The sequence below is a fragment of the Azospirillum endophyticum genome, assembly GCF_016595245.1.
GTDB classification, from domain to species: domain Bacteria; phylum Pseudomonadota; class Alphaproteobacteria; order Azospirillales; family Azospirillaceae; genus Azospirillum; species Azospirillum endophyticum.
Window position 1 is genome coordinate 1 of sequence record NZ_JAENHM010000041.1, and the last position, 16,557, is coordinate 16,557.

The window sequence follows — 16,557 nt, forward strand, 5'->3', positions numbered from 1 at the left end:
CAGACCTGCCGGAGACCACATGAGCGCTCCGGCTCCTACACCACGCCCGGGGACACGATCCACCGCAATGGTTCGTGTCGAAACGGTATGTGTTTTCTCTGTCAGACGCCATTCGGCGCTTCGTCTCTCCCATGATCTCTCCAGTGTTGTCCGGCGGCGCTCTGTTGAGCCGCACCCTTGACGCCTACAGGTTGGCTGCGCATCAGCACGCAAGCAGGACGTCAGGATCACAGCCCAACAAGCCCCCTGCATCTGCCAATGACCCAAATACTCATAACCCATAAAGCCGCCGCATGCGTATATGCATAGCTACATGAGAAGATATATGCAAGCACATTCTTCCACGGTTACTTTCATATTATGAACGGCATATCAACCGTTCTACCGTTATTGTAACGTTATGATGAACGGAAAAACGCCTTCGTTTGCATTCTTGTCCGTTCTCAATCCTGTTTTACTTTCTAACTATACCGTCCCCCGCCGCCGATGCGGCTCGCCCTCCACGGCTGAAGCCGGCGGTGTGACCGTCGCGTCGCACCATTGGCGCGACGACGGCTGACCACCGGTCGACGGCCAGAACGCTGGAAGAGGGAACAGCGATGGTGGCGCCCTGAACGCGTCCGGCGCGGCAACATCGACGTGTTTGACGGCATCCACTCAGTGCGCTGTACCGCCGGTGGTGGGGCGTCCGAAACGACTGAGGATGAGTTGCTTGGTTGCACCCTGCGAAGTAGTCGGTGCTCGGCCGGCTTCCGGACAGGCGTTCGGTGGGGTTGCCCTTCCAGTGGTCGGTATGGCGGATGTCGCCCGACGCGAGGTCGGGGCTGCGGGCGCTCGGTCTGCCCCCAGTTCGTCTTGAGCGGCGCCTTGGCCTCAGCGCCACCGATGGCGACGCCGTTGAGCGACCCGTGCGCGGACCGACGCACCCCAAGGCGTCCCTCCGCGTGGGGGGCCCAGGCGCGTCGGCGGTCTTGGTCTTCGCCCTGGCGTCCTCGGTGTCGGCGCCGCAGACCGCTCCCGCTGACAGGTCCTTCTGATTGGCGGCACCGGCGGCGACGACGCGGACCGGTGGCATACCATCGCGACCGCCAACAGTGCCTTCGATGCCCGGGCTTGAGCCCGCCAACCCGCCCGGCGCACCAGACCGAACCGATTTACCCAAAATTTTCGGATCAGCCCCTTGCCGGCTCCAAACCGATCCATATCCCAGCGCGACGCCGGCCCCAACCCCCGGCCGACCACAGGAGATGCCATGAACTTTGCCCCGAAGGACCACTGGTTCGGCGAGCCCCCGCCGGACAACACGCCGATCCGCGGCGCCTTTGGCGCGCGTGCCATCCTGGAGGGCCGCTACGGCCGCCAGGCGCTGGAGTACTTCCCCGACCGCAAGTCGTTCTTCCCGTCCGACTCCCCGTTCAGCCCCGACTTCCAGGCGTTCCTGGACAACGAGGTGACCGCCTGGCTGAAGACCCTGTGCGGCCAGACCTGGATCAACCCCAACGGCGGCCAGCGGTACACCTTGGAGCACCCGGTCAACCCGCGTCTGCGCGCGATGGCCAGGGCCCAGGGCGGCTACCTGTATGTGGGCGCCTACGAGATGGCGTGACACCAAGGCAGGCCCCGCTCGCTCCTGAGCGGGGCCACGTCCCTGGTACCGGGCGCGGTCAATCCGCGTCCGGCTTGCGGAAGAGGCACTCCGTGGAGTTGTCGCGCCAGCGGTCGACGAAGCGGATGTGGCGCAGCCGAATATGTTTGTTGAACAGCGCCGCTGACGTCTTTGTCCCCTTCAATGGGACATCTATGATCAACGCATGAAAAACGCGGCCATCGACCGCCAACCGGATGAAGAAAGATCACGCGATGCTGTACCAGACCCACAAGAACGGCACCAACCTCCCCAAGTACTTGGCCGACCGCGGCTTCGAATTCGACGTCACCGACGGTGCTGAAGACCGCTACTGGACGGCCGATGGCGAGACCGGCTTGGTTGTTGAAGAGGACGTTGCCGGCGACCTGCGCTGCACCCTGCTCGACCGCGACGGCAACCCGGTGGACCGTAACCTGCGGCTGGAGGACATCCGGCCGCAGCCGTAAGGCAGACAGTCAATCGTCACGCTCACCAGAGAGAAGTGGCTGACGCCCGAGCAGGTCACGGAGCAGTGCCGGTGTGATGGCGCTGCTCTTGGCGTCGTCCGCGAGGTCAACAACATGGCCATGGCGGCGTTACCGGCCGGCTTGAAAGCCGACGTCGACACCACCTGCGACCGCTGCAAGATCGCCGATTGGGTGGCTGGGTCGCGCCCGATTCCGCTCGCCGTGCTGCGGCACCTAGTCTCCGCGTTCAAGCGTGAGGTCGGTAATTCCCATCAGAACAAACGTGTGTTTTCAACGGAAAATCCTGCCGTCCATCGCTCCACGTTCTGCAGCTTCTCACGGTCAGTCCGCGTCTGGCTTGCGGCGGAACAGGCGTTCGGTCGGGTTGTCGCGCCAGCGGTCGGCGTGGCGGATGTAGCGTAGCGCGACGTCGCTGCTCTGGTGCCCGGTCTGCTCCATGATCTTTTTCAGGCTCGCCTCCTCCTCGGCGGCGGCGGTGGCGAAGCCACTGCGCAGCGAGTGGGCGGAGAAGCGGCTGCCCAGGCGCTGCGCCACCTCCGGCCCCTGGGTCCAGCGGATCAGATCGGCGTCGGTTTCGCCGATGGCCTGGCTGGTCTCGCGCACCACCCGGTCCACGCTGCGGTCGGAGAGCCGGCCGCCGAACGCCCCGCCCTTCCCCACCGACACGAACAGCGGCGCGTCAGCGTCATCGGTGTCGTAGACGGCGCGCCAGCGGCGCAGCGCCTCAACCGGACACACCGCCGGATCGTCGGCGGCCCAGAGCGCCGCGGTGCGGCCGCGCTTGGTCTTGCCGCCGCGGATGGTGACCTCCAACCCCCGCCCCGGCACCACCACCACATCCCCGACGTCCAGCCCGACCAGCTCGCTGCGCCGGGTGGCGGCGCCAAAGCCGAGCAGCAGCAGCAGGGCGTTGCGCCGGCCGGCGGCGCTGTCGGGCTGGGCGGCGACGAGCCGGCGCAGCAGATCCGGCAGGATGGGCGCGGACTGTTTGACCTTGCGCCGGGCCTGCAGGGCGGCGACGCCGGCGAGCTGGTCGGCGATCAGCGGGTGTTTGGCGTCGAGCGAGCGGCCGGCGAGGCGGTGGGCGAGCAGAATGGCGGAGAGGTGGACCTTGAGCGTGGGGAGCGCCAAGCGTTCGGAGGCTTTGGCGAGGTACATGCCGACCACCCGCGGGTCGGCGCTGAGCGGCGCAAAACCGAGGCTGATGGCCCAAGCCTGGTAGGCGGCCCAAGCGGCGCGGTAGGCGCGTTCGGTGTTGCGGCTGTAGCGGGCGGCGACGGTGCGCGCGGCGGCCTTGGCCAAGCGTTCGATCTCGACGATCTGCTCGGGCGTGTGCTTGCCGGGCAGGATGAGGGGCTGGAGGAGATCGGACTTGATCACCACGCCCGTGTCGTCGTTAGCGGACTTTACGGCGACCGAACTGACGAGGTCGAAGACACGGTCATCGGCAGCGGGCGGGCTGAGCGGCATCGGGGCGGCTTCTCCTTTGGAGAGAGAATACGGCTCGTTCCACCCTTTTTTCAAGTCCGACAACCACGCTTGTCGGACGCAATCCGCGGCCGGGGCAACGGCGCGGCGGCCCTGCGGGCGCCCGCGGCCCGCCGGACGGGCGCAGCGCCGCCAAATCCGCGGATTTCCAAGACGTTCGCGCCCCCGGCCGCCGGCGCCCCACCGGGGGGCCAACGCCTCCTCGATTGGAATTCACCACCATGAATCAATCTGCTAAGTAGCTTCCGCAAATGTCGCCGCGGTCCCCGCGAAAGGATTGATCGTGCTCGGGTTTTCCGCCCTTGAAAAAACCGACCCCGCCGTCCGCGCCGCTGCCCTCGAGCGCGCCGCCCTGGACGTCGCCCGCCTCGACGCCACCCTCGACGGCCATCCGCTGCGGACCGCTTGGCAGCACTGGGTGCGCCTCGAGGCGGTGCGCGCCCACGCCGGTCTCGACGGCCACCGCGTCGACCCGCAGCGCCTCGCCGCGTACATCGAGGGGCTGCGCCTGCGCGCGCCGAACACGCCGGCGCACCACGAGCGCGGCGCCGACCTCGATGCACTCTCCCACGCCCTGCGACTCTACGGTCTGATGCTCGCCGCTGCCGACCGCCGCCCCGCGCGCGACCTCGACGCCACCACCGAGGCCCCGGACCACCGGCGCCTTGCCGAGGACGCGCTGTGGGCGCTGACGCAGGCCGCCCCTGGCGCCCGCCTGCCGGCGCTCGCCCGGGCGATGCGGGCGTGGATCGTCGACGACCGCCCGCGCGGCGCCGTGCGCGCTGCCCTGCCGGCGGCGCTGCAGGCCACCGGCGTGACCCGCACCCTGCTGCCCATCCTCGCCGGCGCCGACACCCTGCGCCCGGACAGCCCGATGGATGCGGACGGCTGGACGCTGGCCTTCGCCCGCAGTCTGGAGCGCGAGGCCGCGGATGGCCTCGCCATCCTGCGCCGGCTCGAGCACGCCTGGCGCAGTGCCCGCGCCGCCATCGGGCCGCGCCGCTCCAACAGCCGTTTGCCGGCCGCCGTCGATCTGCTCGCCGCCACGCCACTGCTCGGCCCGGCCCGGCTGGCCAGCCTGCTTGGCTGCTCGCTGCGTGGTGCCGGGCTGATGATGGAGGAGCTGGTGGCCTGCGGCGCCGCCGTCGAGGTGACCGGCCGTGGCAGCCACCGCCTGTTCGGCCTGCCCGGCACCGAGGGCATCCGCGGCGAGACCGGCGGACCGCGCCGCTACGGGCACCGGCGGGGACGGCCGCCAAAGGTGGTCGTGCCGGAGCCGCTGGCGACGGTAGAAGAGCCACCGCCCGCGGCGGCGGTGCCCGCCCGCCTCGAGCGCCTGGAGGTGGATTACACCGCGCTCGACGCCCTGCTCGCCGACACCGGCCGGGTCGTCGAACGCGTGCAGCGCCTGCTCAAGAGCCGGTAGAACGGGAGTGGACGGCGGCCGGTCATGTCGTTGACGGGCTGACCAGCGCGTTCGTGCGAGCACCGCGATACTGGAGGCGAGCGGTGGAAGCGTTCTTATCAAGGAGGCGGCGGGTGCAGCCGCGTGTCCAGCGCAAACCGTTCCTGCGATCGCACTGTGTAAGCCCCCGCCGCCAGGGACGCGACGAACAGCAGATTCCAGCTGTGCGAGGACACCGCGCTTGGGATGAGGACGAATTTGTACGCGCTCAGCAAAGCATCGCCGAACTGTTGCTGACCGAAGCTGGGGAGGCCGGGACGGAGCCAGTTGGGGTTGGGCACGTCCGCCGGGGTGACCACGTGGACGGCGGCGGGGTCGGTGATGGTCAGGGCCGTCAGCGCGTGCGGCACGGTGTCCAACGCCTTGAAGCCCTTGTGCACCGCCACCTCCAGGATCGCGGTCGCCGGATCGAGAGAGCAGTAGACCGCGCGGACGCCTTTGCTGTTCCAGCGGCCGCCGAAGCGGTAGGCCCCTTCGCCGCTGTCCCAGGTCGCGCGGAAGGACTCCGGGTCGAGACGCCACGCGACCAACTCTCTGCCGCCCAGCGCCGCGGGCAAGGGCGTCACGTGTAGACCCCGTAGGCCATCCTCCCCAGGTAGTCCTCCACCATCTCCACTCCGGCGGGGGTGTCCAGCAGGTCCAGCGGACGGTTGTTGTCCAGCCCGATGGCCGGACGCTCCAGCCACTGCTCGGCCTCCTCCTGCGAGCCGAAGACCTCTGAGGCTTGGGCCAGGATCTCGGCCAGCTTCCAGGTCCGGCCACCCTGCTCGGGACTGAGCGGCTTGTCCGGCGCCCCCTTGCGGCGTTGGTAGGTGCGCACGCTCATCCCCACCGCGCGCTCGATGCTTGCCGGCTTGAGGACCCGCAGATGGGTCACGAGGTGGTGCAGGGTGCCGCCCGGCAAGCCGGTCTTGATGGCGTTGTGGGCGTCAAGCTGCGTCATCACCGGGCGCGTGAACACCCGCGGACCACCGAGCAGGTCGGTGACCCGCTGATAGCGACCCGTTTCACCCCGTCCAGTATCGGACCTGACCGCGGGCATGGCGTCCTCCGTCATCTGTCGCATTAAATGTGACATGTGACGCGGCGGGATTCAAGCAGCCACGTCGCCCGCGGCCGACCATCCCGCGTTCGTCACCGGCTGGTCAGGAAGGCCCATGCCCGATGGCCCGCAGCACCTCGACAACACGGTTGGCATCGCCAAAGCTGTGCTGCTCCATAATCGTCTCGATCTCGGCAAAGGTCGCCGCATCGATCTCGACGATCGTCCGCTCGACACCACCGTTCGTCGGCCAAGTCGTCATCGTCACCCGGTCGCGCCAGACTTCAACCCCGGTGTTGTTGTAGAAGCCGCCGCCATCGTAGTCGGGCGCGCCACGCTCGCTGCCCGGAACATCCTCGGGGTCGTAATTCGTAATCCAATCCTTGTCGAAATCGCGGACAACGGCGCACAGCGCCTCGTAGTCGCCGCGCAGAATGGCTTGGGCGCCGGCCACGTCGTTGGTGAGCCAGATGGTCCGATTGTGGTCCGCCCCGAGCGATAACCGGCAATCGAAGGCGTTCTTGCCCTCCTGCTCGACATCGAGAGAGATCGCCTCGACCACGTCGCCGAACCGGTTGCAGTACAGACCGTCCTCGTCACGCTCGGCGTCGTTCTCGCGGACCCGTTCAACCTCCCAGGCCAGCGCCTTGAGAATCCCCTCGTCATGGGTCCCGGGCTCCAAACATCCCGGGATCGCCGTCACGGCCGCGCGGGTCACAAGCGCCCCATAATCCGGCGCGGTGCCCGTCAACCGCGTCAGCGCAGCGGCGGCGGCCGCGTCGTCGATCTGGCGGACCAACGAGTTCTTCGTGGTGCCGGCCAGAGCAGCGCGCAGGCCCCCATCCGGGTTGAAGCCGAGCCCTGCCGCGAGGGCTTCGCCTGCGTGGGCGGGAGGGACATCGGGCAGGAGGATCTGGAAATGGGTCTCGAGAACGTCGAGATCGGTCGGGGTGAGGGACAGCTTCACGGTCGGCTCCGCATCGGGTGGAGGGTCGGTGGCGGCGAATATGGTCCGGTTTCGCGCAGACAACGGGTCGCGCTGCGGATTTTGCGAAGAATCTGACGGACGGCGGCGCCGGGTCTGTCATGCCTCATGGAAGGTCGTCGTCATGGGTGCCTTGGCGCTGGATGCGTGCGCCGGTCGGCGTGGAGACCGCCGCCGGATCGTCGCGTGCCGCGCTCCACGCGCCGGTCACGGCTCAAGCAGGATCGGCGCGGCAACCAGCCAGTTCGGGTGCTCCAACACCCCGTAACTCCCGGTGGCCTCATGAACCCGGAAGGTCATGACCGGGGCGAGGGCAACCCCGAAGTAGCCCGCCCGTTCCGCGCCTACCCAGGTCGGGTCGAGGACGGTGCCGGAGTCCGTGACGCACTAGGCGTGTGGCATTGGGATCCCATAGTCCGGCTCCAGCGCGTACCCTTCCGCGTAGAGAAACCGGCCCGGGCGTTCCAAGGCCAACCGGAACGCGTTCTGGTAACACCCCTTCGGTTCGCCGCGGCGGATGCCGTCCGGCAACGCCGCGGGCGTCCAGGAGCGACCGTGGGCAAGCAAGTAGGTGGCGGCGCAGGGCAGAGCCGGTCGCCGCCGTACCGGCGCGTCCGAAGAGACAAGCAGAGTGAGGTGCTGTCGGATCGCCGTTTCGCCGTGCATCGTCACGCCCCAGAGCAAGCCCCCGAGGATGAGCATACCACCCGGACCACGCAGGGGCCGCTGTCAGCGCACCGCGATGGCGTGTCAGCACACAAAATGATCGACCACGCGGCCGGCCGTCAGGGAAGCGGCTCGAAATCGTCCCCGCCGAAGCCACCGTCCTCGTCCCATACCGCAAACTTCCCGTCCTGGCGCATGTCGCGTGCGGTCCTTTCCACAATCCGCCTGACGACCAAGTCGATCTGCGCTTCGAAGGCGGCCAACGGGTGCCGCTTGTTCGAGTAGGGCCGGATGGCGTCGGTCACGTCCGTGGGAAGGACCGCGTCCACGTAGCAGTCCGCTTCCCCGGCCAAGCCGACAGCCACAAAGCGGCAGTCCGAACACACCAGCGCCTCCGCATCCGCCGGTCCGATCTTCCCAACGCTGGCGTGCAGGCGGAACCCACCCCTCTCGGCGTTCCGGTTCGAATACCGCACCGTCTTCCGTTTCCATCGGCCGCAGCCGGGGCACTTCCAGTCGTCGGGAAGGCTGCGGAAGCTCTCTGGCGCCAGATTGACGATGTAATGGTCGATGGCACTTTCCGGGGGCGCCGGCAAGTTCCTCTTCGGTGGATTCCGCCACTGCTTGCGGTCGGTGTCCGTCTCGCTTGCGGACAAGCGCTTGAGGGCCGACATGGCATTGGCGCCCAACCCCAAGTCGGCGAGCAGGTCCCGGTAGCTATCGTAGGCTTCCTGGACGCTTTCCGTCCGCTCGGTGGACTTCCAATGGATTTCGCGCCGCAGGTACTCAATGGTGGCGTTGACGATCGACTTTCGGTGGGTCAGCGTTTTCCGATGGGCGCGGCACTCGAAAACATGGCGAGCCTCGTCCGGGGCGACGACGTGGGGCTGGTTCGGCCTCCGGGGCCTCCCAATGAAGGCCCGGATGTCCTCGACCGGGAAGCTGAACCATTGGAAATCGTCGCCCAGGAGGTCGCGGACGGCCTTCTTGCCGGCGGCATCCGCCTGGTTGCAGTCTGAGCAGACCAGGGAGCGGCCGAACCCGCGGACCAGGTTCTGCGCGTCGGCGATAGCGATCTGGACCTGGAACGGCATCGTAGCGAGCAACGCCTCGCCGAACACCTCCCGGAGCCGGTGGTTCGCGTAAGACACGAAGTGGTCGTGGTGGTCGTCAAGCTTACCCTGGAGCACACGGCCGGAGACGAGGCGGAAGAGGTCTCCCTTCGACCGCCCGCAGCAAGGGCAGCGCCACGTCGGAGAGACAAGCGTCCAGGAGTCGAAGATGCGGACATCATGCGCCCTGAGGAGGCGGACGTGGCGCTCGGTCAACTCGGACCACTCGCCGTCGAGGACGGCGAAGGCTTCGGCGCGCGGGACGCCCTCCGCCCCCGACACCAGCTCGGCCACGGCTTCTCGGTCCTGGCGGAGCCGGCGGAGCAGCTCCTCCTGCTTCCTGGGATCAAACGGCTCGTCCGTGCCGTCCGGTTTTCGGCGCGACCACAAGCTTTCCTCCGTCCGGCCAACAGCCCGCGTGCCTGCCCCATCACGGACCGGACGTCGCCGGACCCGCTTCCCACGGTGTCAGGTTGGTTCCGCGCTCGGCCCGGTGACCGCCCCCGACTTGTACAACCGCAAAGGTAAACTTCCGGTGACGGGGCCGCAAAATCCGCTCCTCGCGGAAGGGGACACGCGCCGTCGACGAGTCCGCCATCGCGGAGGTCGCCGCTGCCCAGTCCCGGTATCCAGATTATCGCGGGGCCCTCCTGGTGGCGACGACGAACGGCACGTTCGAGCTGGCCGCCCGGCGTCTGGCGGCGGAGCACGGCGTGATGCTCGTGGTCCGCGCCTCGCTGCCGGAGATAGGCGGGCTGGTCGCCGGAAGCGGGATCGCGGCCAGAAGCTGAATAGCCCGGTATGGAGACTTCAGACCACGGAACTCGGAGTCCGCCGATTGCCTGGCACTGTGACGACCACAACGCACCGAGGGAACTCGTCGCCGTTGCGCACCTCCGTTGTCACCTCCACGTTCGCTTCGGTGGCCCGCATGCCGCCCGGCTTTTCCGTCAGATCGAGAACCAGGAGCAGGCCCAGGCGGACGTTGGCCACCAGGTACTCCGCGGCCTGCCCCAGGTATTTCTTCTTGAGGGCCGGAAGCGAGCACTCGGCGTCGTCCTTCTTCACCTCGGCGATGTAGCGGTTGTTGGCGAAGGCGAAGTGCACGTCCGTCCGTCCGCCGGCAACGTCCGACACCTCGACATTGACCGGTGCCCAGTGCAGCGCGGATTCCATCCACTGGGCATAGTCAAGCTGGAGGTCAGCCTCCACGGCCGGCTTCTGCTTCTTTTTCGGATCTGGCGCGAAGAGATACTGCTGGCTTGCGTAGTTAGCCCGGGTCTTCCGCATCCGGCTTTCAAGGAAGCGGAACGTGTACAGGAGGATGCCAAGGAACTCGGCCCGCTCCTGTGGCCGTTGGAAGTCGGGGGACTCGGCAAGCCGGGGCAGGCATTTCCGGAACAGGCGTTCGAGGTCGATCAGGGGAGCGCGGCGGTAGAGCTCCTTCTGGTCTTCGAGAATCCCTAGGATGACATCCCGATCGTCCGCCGGGATCGCGTCCAGAACCTCCTTTATCGGGACGCCGCCAGGGAGGTCTTGGGCGGGGTCCCGAGGCAGTTTCCCGGGCTGTCCTCGGCCTCTCGCTCACGCAGGCGCCGGCGCAGATCATCCGCCACCCCCGCCCAATCCGATCCAGCCGCCTTTTCCGCAAGCCATTGGTCGAGCACGCACAACTGGTGCCGCCTCGCAAGGACCGCGTCCTCGATGCGGGGCCGGACGAGCGCCTCCAATCCGCCATCGGCGGCGCGCCCGAGGAAGCTGCGCCCGGCCACATAGGCCGCGAACACCTCCGACTCCAGCACGGCGGAGGGGTCGAGCCACGCGGGAAGCTCCAGCCGCTGGGCGAGGCCGCCCAGCTTGGCCGCCAGCGACTGCCAGCACGCCGCCTCCGTCAGGCGCTGGGAGAGGAGCGGCGGGTCATCCTCGTCGGCGTTCCACGTGAGGTACATGGTGGCGGCGCGATGGAGTTCGTCGGCGAGACCAGCCAGGGTGTCTGGCGCCGCACCGCGCCGGAAGGCCAGGACTGCCCGGACAGCGGCCCGGTAGGCCTCGGCATCGGAACGGCCCTCGCGGGCGGCGATGCTCATGGTGAACCAGGACTCAGCACGCCCGAAGCGCTCCTCCGCCTCCACCGCGGCGGCCGCCTCCAACGCTGTTGCCAGGGCCGCCATGCCGAGCGCAAAGGCCGCCTCGTCGCGCGCCTCCTGGATGTCGCACAGCCGGCGCAACCGCTCCAGCATCGGCTCTTCGCGCCAGCGCGCGTGCGCCGCGCCCGCGATGGCCGCGACATGGCGGAGGTAGGACGGGACGTCGTCCAGCCCCGTGTCCTCCAGCGCGGCGAGGAACCGGTACTTCCGCGAGGCGTCGTCGCGCGTGAGATCCCAAGCGCCGTAAAGCGCCCACCAGCGCGCCGGCGGTTCGGCCGAGCGGTCAGCCGCACGGTCAAGGAAGGCGCGAAAACAGGTGGTCAGCAGGTCTTGGGGCAGCTCCCCCCGGCACACGGTGAGCACGGCGTCGCGGGCGACGATGCCGTCGAAGGGGGCCTGCGCGCAGGCTGCGATGAAGGCCGCGAGGTCGCTACGCTCCTCCGGCCCGGCGTCCGGCCAGACCATGACGGCGATGCGCAGCAGTTCGTGCATCCAATCCGACCGGACGAGGTCTGCCCGCGCGTCCGCAAGCGCCCGCGCGCCGCCCACTTCCGACAGCGTAGGTTCCCGGCCCTCCGCGAGGGCATCCGTGAGCATCCGTTCGACCGGATGCATGTCGCCCTCCATGTTTGCCAGCGCGACTTACCAGAGGACTTCGCCGTCGGCAATCCTCGCGTGGTCCGGGCGGACCCGATCGGCCACGGCGTCGACCTTCGTCGTGGCCACAAACACTTGGAACCACGGCATGGTTTCCTCCAGCGAGGCGAGGCCATCCAGAAGCTCGTCCACGTCCTCCTGGATGATCTCTTCCGCGCCGGCAGGGGAGTCCACGAACAGGACGCCCGGGTGGCGCCCGACGCCTGCGACCTCGCCGACCTGTAGCATCGCGATCACGGTCGCGACTTTCAACCTCATCCGTTCACCCTTGGTCGAGCGGCTGAAGTTCGTCTCCGTACTGCCCTTGGTCAGCGACAGTTGCGCCTGCCCGTTCAACCGCGCGCTCGAAACCCCCTTCATGCCGAACCGCCGGGCCAGCTCGGCGAGCCGTTCGCTGATGGCCTTCAGCAGCTCGTCCCGGTGCGCTTTGACCAGATCGTTCGTGACCTCTTCGCAGGCCTTCAGGATCCGCCGGTCCAGTTCGAGGGCTGGACCATCGGAGGTTTCCGGTTCGTCCGCCAGGATCTCTTCCAGGCGCCCTTCCAACCGGGAAACATCCGCTTCGGCCGTCCACCTGGCCTCGGCGCTTCCCTTGAGATCGCCGGTGAGACCGGCCAGCGTGGCGTCCAGACGCAAGACTTCCGCCTCGGTCTCGGCCAGCCGCTCCGCAATGGCCTTGGCGTCGCCGCGCGCCGTGGCAAGCGCCTTGCCGGAAGCCTCCACCCGCGCGGCCAGATCGCGTTCGGCCACGTCGTTGTCCGCGTCCCGTTTGCCGACGTTGGTTCCGCACACCGAGCACTCCAGGGATTCCCGCTCGCGCCGCTGCCGTTCCCTTGGGATAGCACTTTCACACCGCGGACAGCAGGTCGGCCGGAGGCGTCCGAAGACCGCGTGGGCGGCCTTCGCCTCAAGGAAGTCCTGGTGTTGGCGCAGGTCCTCATCGTGCTCGGCCTGCGCTTGGTCCAGCGCCGCCTCGGCCTCCCGCTGAGCAGCCCGTATGCGGCGGAGCTGGTCTGAGGCGCCAGCGAGTTCGCCCTCGGTCTCGACGAGCCGACGCCGCAGGTCGCCGCTCCCGATGACGGCGTCCAGCCGCGCTTTGGCGGCCGCCAACTCGCCGCGGACGGCATCCGCCCGGATTTTCCGCCGCGCGTCCACCGCCTCCCGACGGCGCCGCTTGCGGGCGATTTCCTCCTCGACCTGCTTCAGCGCCGTCCTCGCCTCGAACAGGGTGGACACCCAGGGAAGCCCGACGAACATCTGGAGCAGGCGCGCCGGCAGCCCGTCGACGACGACGTCGCCGATGAGCGCCCGCAGTTCGGTGCCGATGAACAGGGCCTCCGACAGCATGGGCCAGTCGTGCGGCGCCGCCCGCCCCGGCGAGTCCTCGGACCCTTGCCGCCACGCCGAAAGGCGGGCCAGGGACAGACGGTCCATCATCAAGCCGCCCATGGTCTGCTCGAACTCGGGCTCCGACGAGAAGCCGCCCAGTTGGATGTGAGTTTCGTCGTCCTTCAGGAGTTCCAGCGTGCCGCTCGGCACCCGCTTCTCGAAGGCTACGGCGACCCGGTAACGGGTGTCGTCGACGCGGAAGAGGAGTTCGGCCGAGGCGAGCCAGTCGGCGACGTCCGGCTGCACCGACAGCCGGCCGCGCAGCAGGGACTTGGCAACCTCGAACACCGTGCTCTTGCCCGCAAAGTTAGCCGGCGCCGCCACTGCCCACAACCCAGGGCCAAGACCGTTCCAGGTGAATGCGAATGGCTGTCCGCCCCGCGCCTCGTCCTTGGTGCCGGCGAAGGCGATCGACTCGATTGTCATCCGGCGTGGCTGCCCGGGCACTGGGGAAGGGCGAATGCGGTGGCGGGCGAGGACCTCCTCCACCGTTTCGGCGGGCATGTCCGCCTTCGCCGCGATGGCGTCCGCCCACGGGGGCGGGGTGCCGGTCTCTGTCATCGGCTCCCTCCATTGTGGCCGTCCAGCAGATCACGGAGACGGGCTACCACCGTGTCGGCTATGCCGGGGATGGTCCGGTTGAGCGGCGTCCGCGCGTATTCGATCCGGCGGTACTGGCGTTCCTTCAAGGCGTCACCCGACTGCCCGCCCGCGACCCGGTTCACCAGGGCCGCCCGATCGGCGTACCAGCGCAGCACGGGATGCTCGGCGATCGCCCGGTCGGCGAGTTCGCGTGTCCCGGGACGGATCAGGAAGTCGGTCTCCCCGTAGTGGCCCATGTCCCGCATGCGGACCTTTACGAGGCCCCGGTACTCCAGGATGGCGACGGCGTCGTCCATCCGCTCGTAGGCGCCATACCGGAAGCGGACCATCGGATAGCGGCGCAGGTCCGGCTCGCGGTCCTGGACGATTGCCGCGGCTTGGTCGAGGAGCGCGGCATCACGGCTTTGCCCGAAAAGGTTCAGGAGTTCGTCGGCCAAGTAATCGGGATAACGGATCCAGAAGTCGAACGCCTGCATGCGCTTCTCGCCAACGAACACCGCCTCGGCCTCGGCGGCGTCGGCACCGTCCGGAGGGACGCCTCCGGCGAGCAGCAGGAAAAGCAGCCGGAATGCCTTCTGGTGTGGCGAGGTGGTGCGGTTTAGCATACTCACACAGCAAAGATGGCGATGACGGTGCTGGAAAAGCGCTATGTTGGTCTGAATCCAAGGCGCCGATACACGTAGATTGGTACCATATGCGATATGCATTGCAACCGATTCTGCCGACTTTATCTGGATTGCCGAGTGCAATGCGTACGGATCGACCGCCGCCACGCGTGCTGTCGCGGTACCGAGCCAGCACACCGGCGTGATGCCCGAGATTTTGCCCCCGGCCGGCCGCCAACCGCGCCGCCCCTCTCAAGACGTCGTCGGGTGCTCTGTCCGTGTCATGCCCCGCCGGCCGGTGGGACAGCGGTGGGACAGGTCGAACCGCACCCCCAGAAGGGGGTGGGAACTTCGTTCCCGTGTTCTTTTTTCTTGTTCAAAGATTCCCGAACGCCGCAAACCCGCAGCAGCCTTGGGCGGCGACGGGGTACCGGGGTGAAAAGTACGGGGTTACGGGATCGCGTGTGCGGAGGGCCCGCAGCCGACGGGGTGACTTGTACGGGGTTACTGGGTGTCTTGAACGGGAGGGCGCACGACGCATCGAGCCGATGCGGACGCGCCATGCAGCCCAATCTCGCACCTAAATGCTTGAGGCAGCAGGGATTCCGGGATGCCAATGCACTGCGAACGCTGATGCCTTCGCAGTGCATGGCACCGGCGCCCGACCCGGGCTGAGCGACGGCGGGCCTCACCCTGGGCGTCCTCATCGCTGCCAACTGGCCGCTCCCATCCCGGCCTCCTCTCCGGTTCGTGCATTCCACGCCAGGCTGAGCGAGGAAGCGTGCCCAGCGGTGGTCGATCCCCTCAGGCGTGGGCCTCCACGTTGAGCTTGGGCTGCAAGGCCAGACGAAGGACTGGCCGGTCAAAATGGGGCATCAGAGCCAGCCCGCCCTGCACGGCCGCGTCCAGGTCGCCGACGGCCGTAAAGACATCCGTGCATTCGAGGCCCACCTGGTAGCCAAGGGATCCGGCCACCAGAAGGAGGTTCTCGATCTGCTCGCGCGCAGCGGGTGAGTGTTCGCCGTGCGACCACGCATGCACCGCATCCCGCAAAAGCCGACACAGGCGGTTGGTGAGAGGAGCGGTGTCCGGCTGCAACACCCTGAGGACCGCATCCGCTTCGATGCAGTTGATCAGCTCGGTACCGTCGCGAACAATCCTCATCATGGCTTTTTCCTGTCGGAACATTGTTGTCGTGCCGACCGCCCGGCGCGGCGGCCCGTAGGGCCGGCCGGCGCGCCGGGACGGGCGACGGATTGGGTGTGCGGTTTGCCGGGCAGCGCGACGCGGGAGGCGGTCAGCGCACCGGCTTGTCCTCGAGCATCTCCGCCGCACGCCGCCGCTGTTCGCGGGCGCGGTCGCGATGCCACTCCGACAGCGGGTACCGGGCACGGACGAACAGCCGCATCGTCCCCAGCCCACATGCGCCGAACCAGGAGCGCTGATCGTCGATGGCCGCCACGGCCGCGCTGTTCATCGCGTCGACCATCGCGGGCCAGCGCTCGTCCTCGCTGCGGTGGTCGCCCCAGCGATTGTTCGAGCACACGACGCTCGACGCGGTTGGGCGCCCTGCTCCACCCGCTCCATTGGACGGAAACGTCACCGTGGTGACGCTCTCGATCCGCGTGTTGCCCAGCCACACAGGCCGGTTGAGGACAATCTCCGCTTGCAGACATGCCAGAAGAGTTCCCAAGCGCCCGAGATCCAGCACGCAGCGAGCACCGACCGGAACAGTTGCAGAGAAATCGAGGACCCCAACACCGGTACCGGCCTCGAAGCGTCGGAGCCAGCTGTCGACCGGTGCGTAGCGCGGGTCCTCGCGCGGGATGACGGTTCCGTTCAAGCGCAGGCGATGGTCCAGCCAGAAGACGTCGAGGGACGCGTTCTCGTTCAGCGCTTCAGACAGGGATTCGAGGGTCATGGAAAAACTCCGCGTGGTTTCGCATGCCCGAGCGATGCCTGGCCCCTTATGCGTTGGGCGGGCGCCGCCGCGGCGCACAGCCGCGCGGCGGCGCCCGCCCAACGCGCGACGGTGCGGTCACCCCGGCACGTCATGCCGCTCCTGCAGCCGATGCCCACCAACCGGCGGAAGAGCGGCCGGGGCGGCAACCGCGACGGAGCGACACGCGGTGCCTCTGCAGACTGATGCGAGGTCCGTTGCCTCTGCGCGATGCCGATCGCCCCGATTCCGGACAGGCCAGAGTGCGGGCTGGGCCTCGTCGGGTCACGTCCCTGAACGTGGTGTAGGAGCTGTGGGGAGCCGGCCCGCCGAAGCGCCCTCGG

16 protein-coding genes are annotated in these 16,557 nt (G+C 68.1%); 4 read left to right on the top strand and 12 right to left on the bottom strand.

Annotated features, from left to right (window positions below):
• Positions 1-1,252: 1,252 nt before the first annotated feature.
• Entirely contained in the window at positions 1,253-1,606 is a 354-nt protein-coding gene (locus JHL17_RS13310) for a hypothetical protein (RefSeq protein ID WP_200193836.1), read from the top strand.
• Between the two features lie 236 nt (positions 1,607-1,842).
• Positions 1,843-2,094 (top strand): hypothetical protein, encoded by a 252-nt coding sequence (locus JHL17_RS13315; protein ID WP_200193838.1) that lies wholly within the window; start codon positions 1,843-1,845, stop codon positions 2,092-2,094.
• A gap of 342 nt (positions 2,095-2,436) precedes the next feature.
• Here JHL17_RS13315 and JHL17_RS13320 read toward each other — a convergent pair whose 3' ends face one another.
• Positions 2,437-3,585, bottom strand: a complete 1,149-nt coding sequence (locus JHL17_RS13320; protein WP_200193840.1) for a tyrosine-type recombinase/integrase — start codon at positions 3,583-3,585, stop codon at positions 2,437-2,439.
• A 244-nt stretch (positions 3,586-3,829) separates the two neighbouring features.
• The gene (locus tag JHL17_RS37875; protein WP_345773802.1) at positions 3,830-4,066 is read right to left on the bottom strand and encodes a hypothetical protein; all 237 of its coding nucleotides are present in this window, start codon (positions 4,064-4,066) and stop codon (positions 3,830-3,832) included.
• Here JHL17_RS37875 and JHL17_RS13325 point away from each other — a divergent pair.
• Positions 4,037-5,029 (top strand): hypothetical protein, encoded by a 993-nt coding sequence (locus JHL17_RS13325; protein ID WP_345773803.1) that lies wholly within the window; start codon positions 4,037-4,039, stop codon positions 5,027-5,029. The genes JHL17_RS37875 and JHL17_RS13325 overlap by 30 nt on opposite strands.
• A gap of 98 nt (positions 5,030-5,127) precedes the next feature.
• On the opposite strand, the gene JHL17_RS13330 is transcribed toward JHL17_RS13325, so the two are convergent.
• From JHL17_RS13330 to JHL17_RS13345, 4 genes are all read right to left on the bottom strand, one after another.
• Positions 5,128-5,634 carry a type II RES/Xre toxin-antitoxin system toxin gene (locus JHL17_RS13330; protein ID WP_200193843.1) on the bottom strand — a complete coding sequence of 169 codons (507 nt, stop codon included), beginning with the start codon at positions 5,632-5,634 and terminating at the stop codon, positions 5,128-5,130.
• The gene (parS, locus tag JHL17_RS13335) at positions 5,631-6,110 is read right to left on the bottom strand and encodes a type II RES/Xre toxin-antitoxin system antitoxin (RefSeq protein ID WP_247893523.1); all 480 of its coding nucleotides are present in this window, start codon (positions 6,108-6,110) and stop codon (positions 5,631-5,633) included. Before parS ends, JHL17_RS13330 begins: the two co-directional genes overlap by 4 nt.
• 103 nt (positions 6,111-6,213) lie before the next feature.
• Positions 6,214-7,077 carry a hypothetical protein gene (locus tag JHL17_RS13340; protein ID WP_200193847.1) on the bottom strand — a complete coding sequence of 288 codons (864 nt, stop codon included), beginning with the start codon at positions 7,075-7,077 and terminating at the stop codon, positions 6,214-6,216.
• Between the two features lie 803 nt (positions 7,078-7,880).
• The gene (locus JHL17_RS13345; RefSeq protein WP_200193848.1) at positions 7,881-9,167 is read right to left on the bottom strand and encodes a hypothetical protein; all 1,287 of its coding nucleotides are present in this window, start codon (positions 9,165-9,167) and stop codon (positions 7,881-7,883) included.
• Positions 9,168-9,526: 359 nt separating this feature from the next.
• Here JHL17_RS13345 and JHL17_RS13350 point away from each other — a divergent pair, with 359 nt between their 5' ends.
• The gene (locus JHL17_RS13350) at positions 9,527-9,664 is read left to right on the top strand and encodes a hypothetical protein (protein WP_200193850.1); all 138 of its coding nucleotides are present in this window, start codon (positions 9,527-9,529) and stop codon (positions 9,662-9,664) included.
• Between the two features lie 19 nt (positions 9,665-9,683).
• Here JHL17_RS13350 and JHL17_RS13355 read toward each other — a convergent pair whose 3' ends face one another.
• The 6 genes from JHL17_RS13355 to JHL17_RS13380 form a co-directional block, all read right to left on the bottom strand.
• Positions 9,684-10,163, bottom strand: coding sequence for a hypothetical protein (locus JHL17_RS13355; protein WP_200193852.1), 480 nt, complete (start codon positions 10,161-10,163; stop codon positions 9,684-9,686).
• 221 nt (positions 10,164-10,384) lie between these two features.
• The gene (locus JHL17_RS13360) at positions 10,385-11,635 is read right to left on the bottom strand and encodes a hypothetical protein (protein WP_200193854.1); all 1,251 of its coding nucleotides are present in this window, start codon (positions 11,633-11,635) and stop codon (positions 10,385-10,387) included.
• Positions 11,636-11,662: 27 nt separating this feature from the next.
• A complete protein-coding gene (locus tag JHL17_RS13365) occupies positions 11,663-13,627 on the bottom strand; it encodes a hypothetical protein (RefSeq protein ID WP_200193856.1) in 1,965 nt (654 codons plus the stop codon).
• Positions 13,624-14,274: a hypothetical protein gene (locus tag JHL17_RS13370; protein ID WP_200193858.1), complete on the bottom strand. Its 651-nt coding sequence runs from the start codon at positions 14,272-14,274 to the stop codon at positions 13,624-13,626. The genes JHL17_RS13365 and JHL17_RS13370 overlap by 4 nt, the downstream gene beginning before the upstream one ends.
• 804 nt (positions 14,275-15,078) lie before the next feature.
• Positions 15,079-15,441: a hypothetical protein gene (locus JHL17_RS13375; RefSeq protein ID WP_085557456.1), complete on the bottom strand. Its 363-nt coding sequence runs from the start codon at positions 15,439-15,441 to the stop codon at positions 15,079-15,081.
• A 130-nt stretch (positions 15,442-15,571) separates the two neighbouring features.
• The gene (locus tag JHL17_RS13380) at positions 15,572-16,195 is read right to left on the bottom strand and encodes a hypothetical protein (RefSeq protein WP_200193860.1); all 624 of its coding nucleotides are present in this window, start codon (positions 16,193-16,195) and stop codon (positions 15,572-15,574) included.
• Positions 16,196-16,557: the final 362 nt, after the last annotated feature.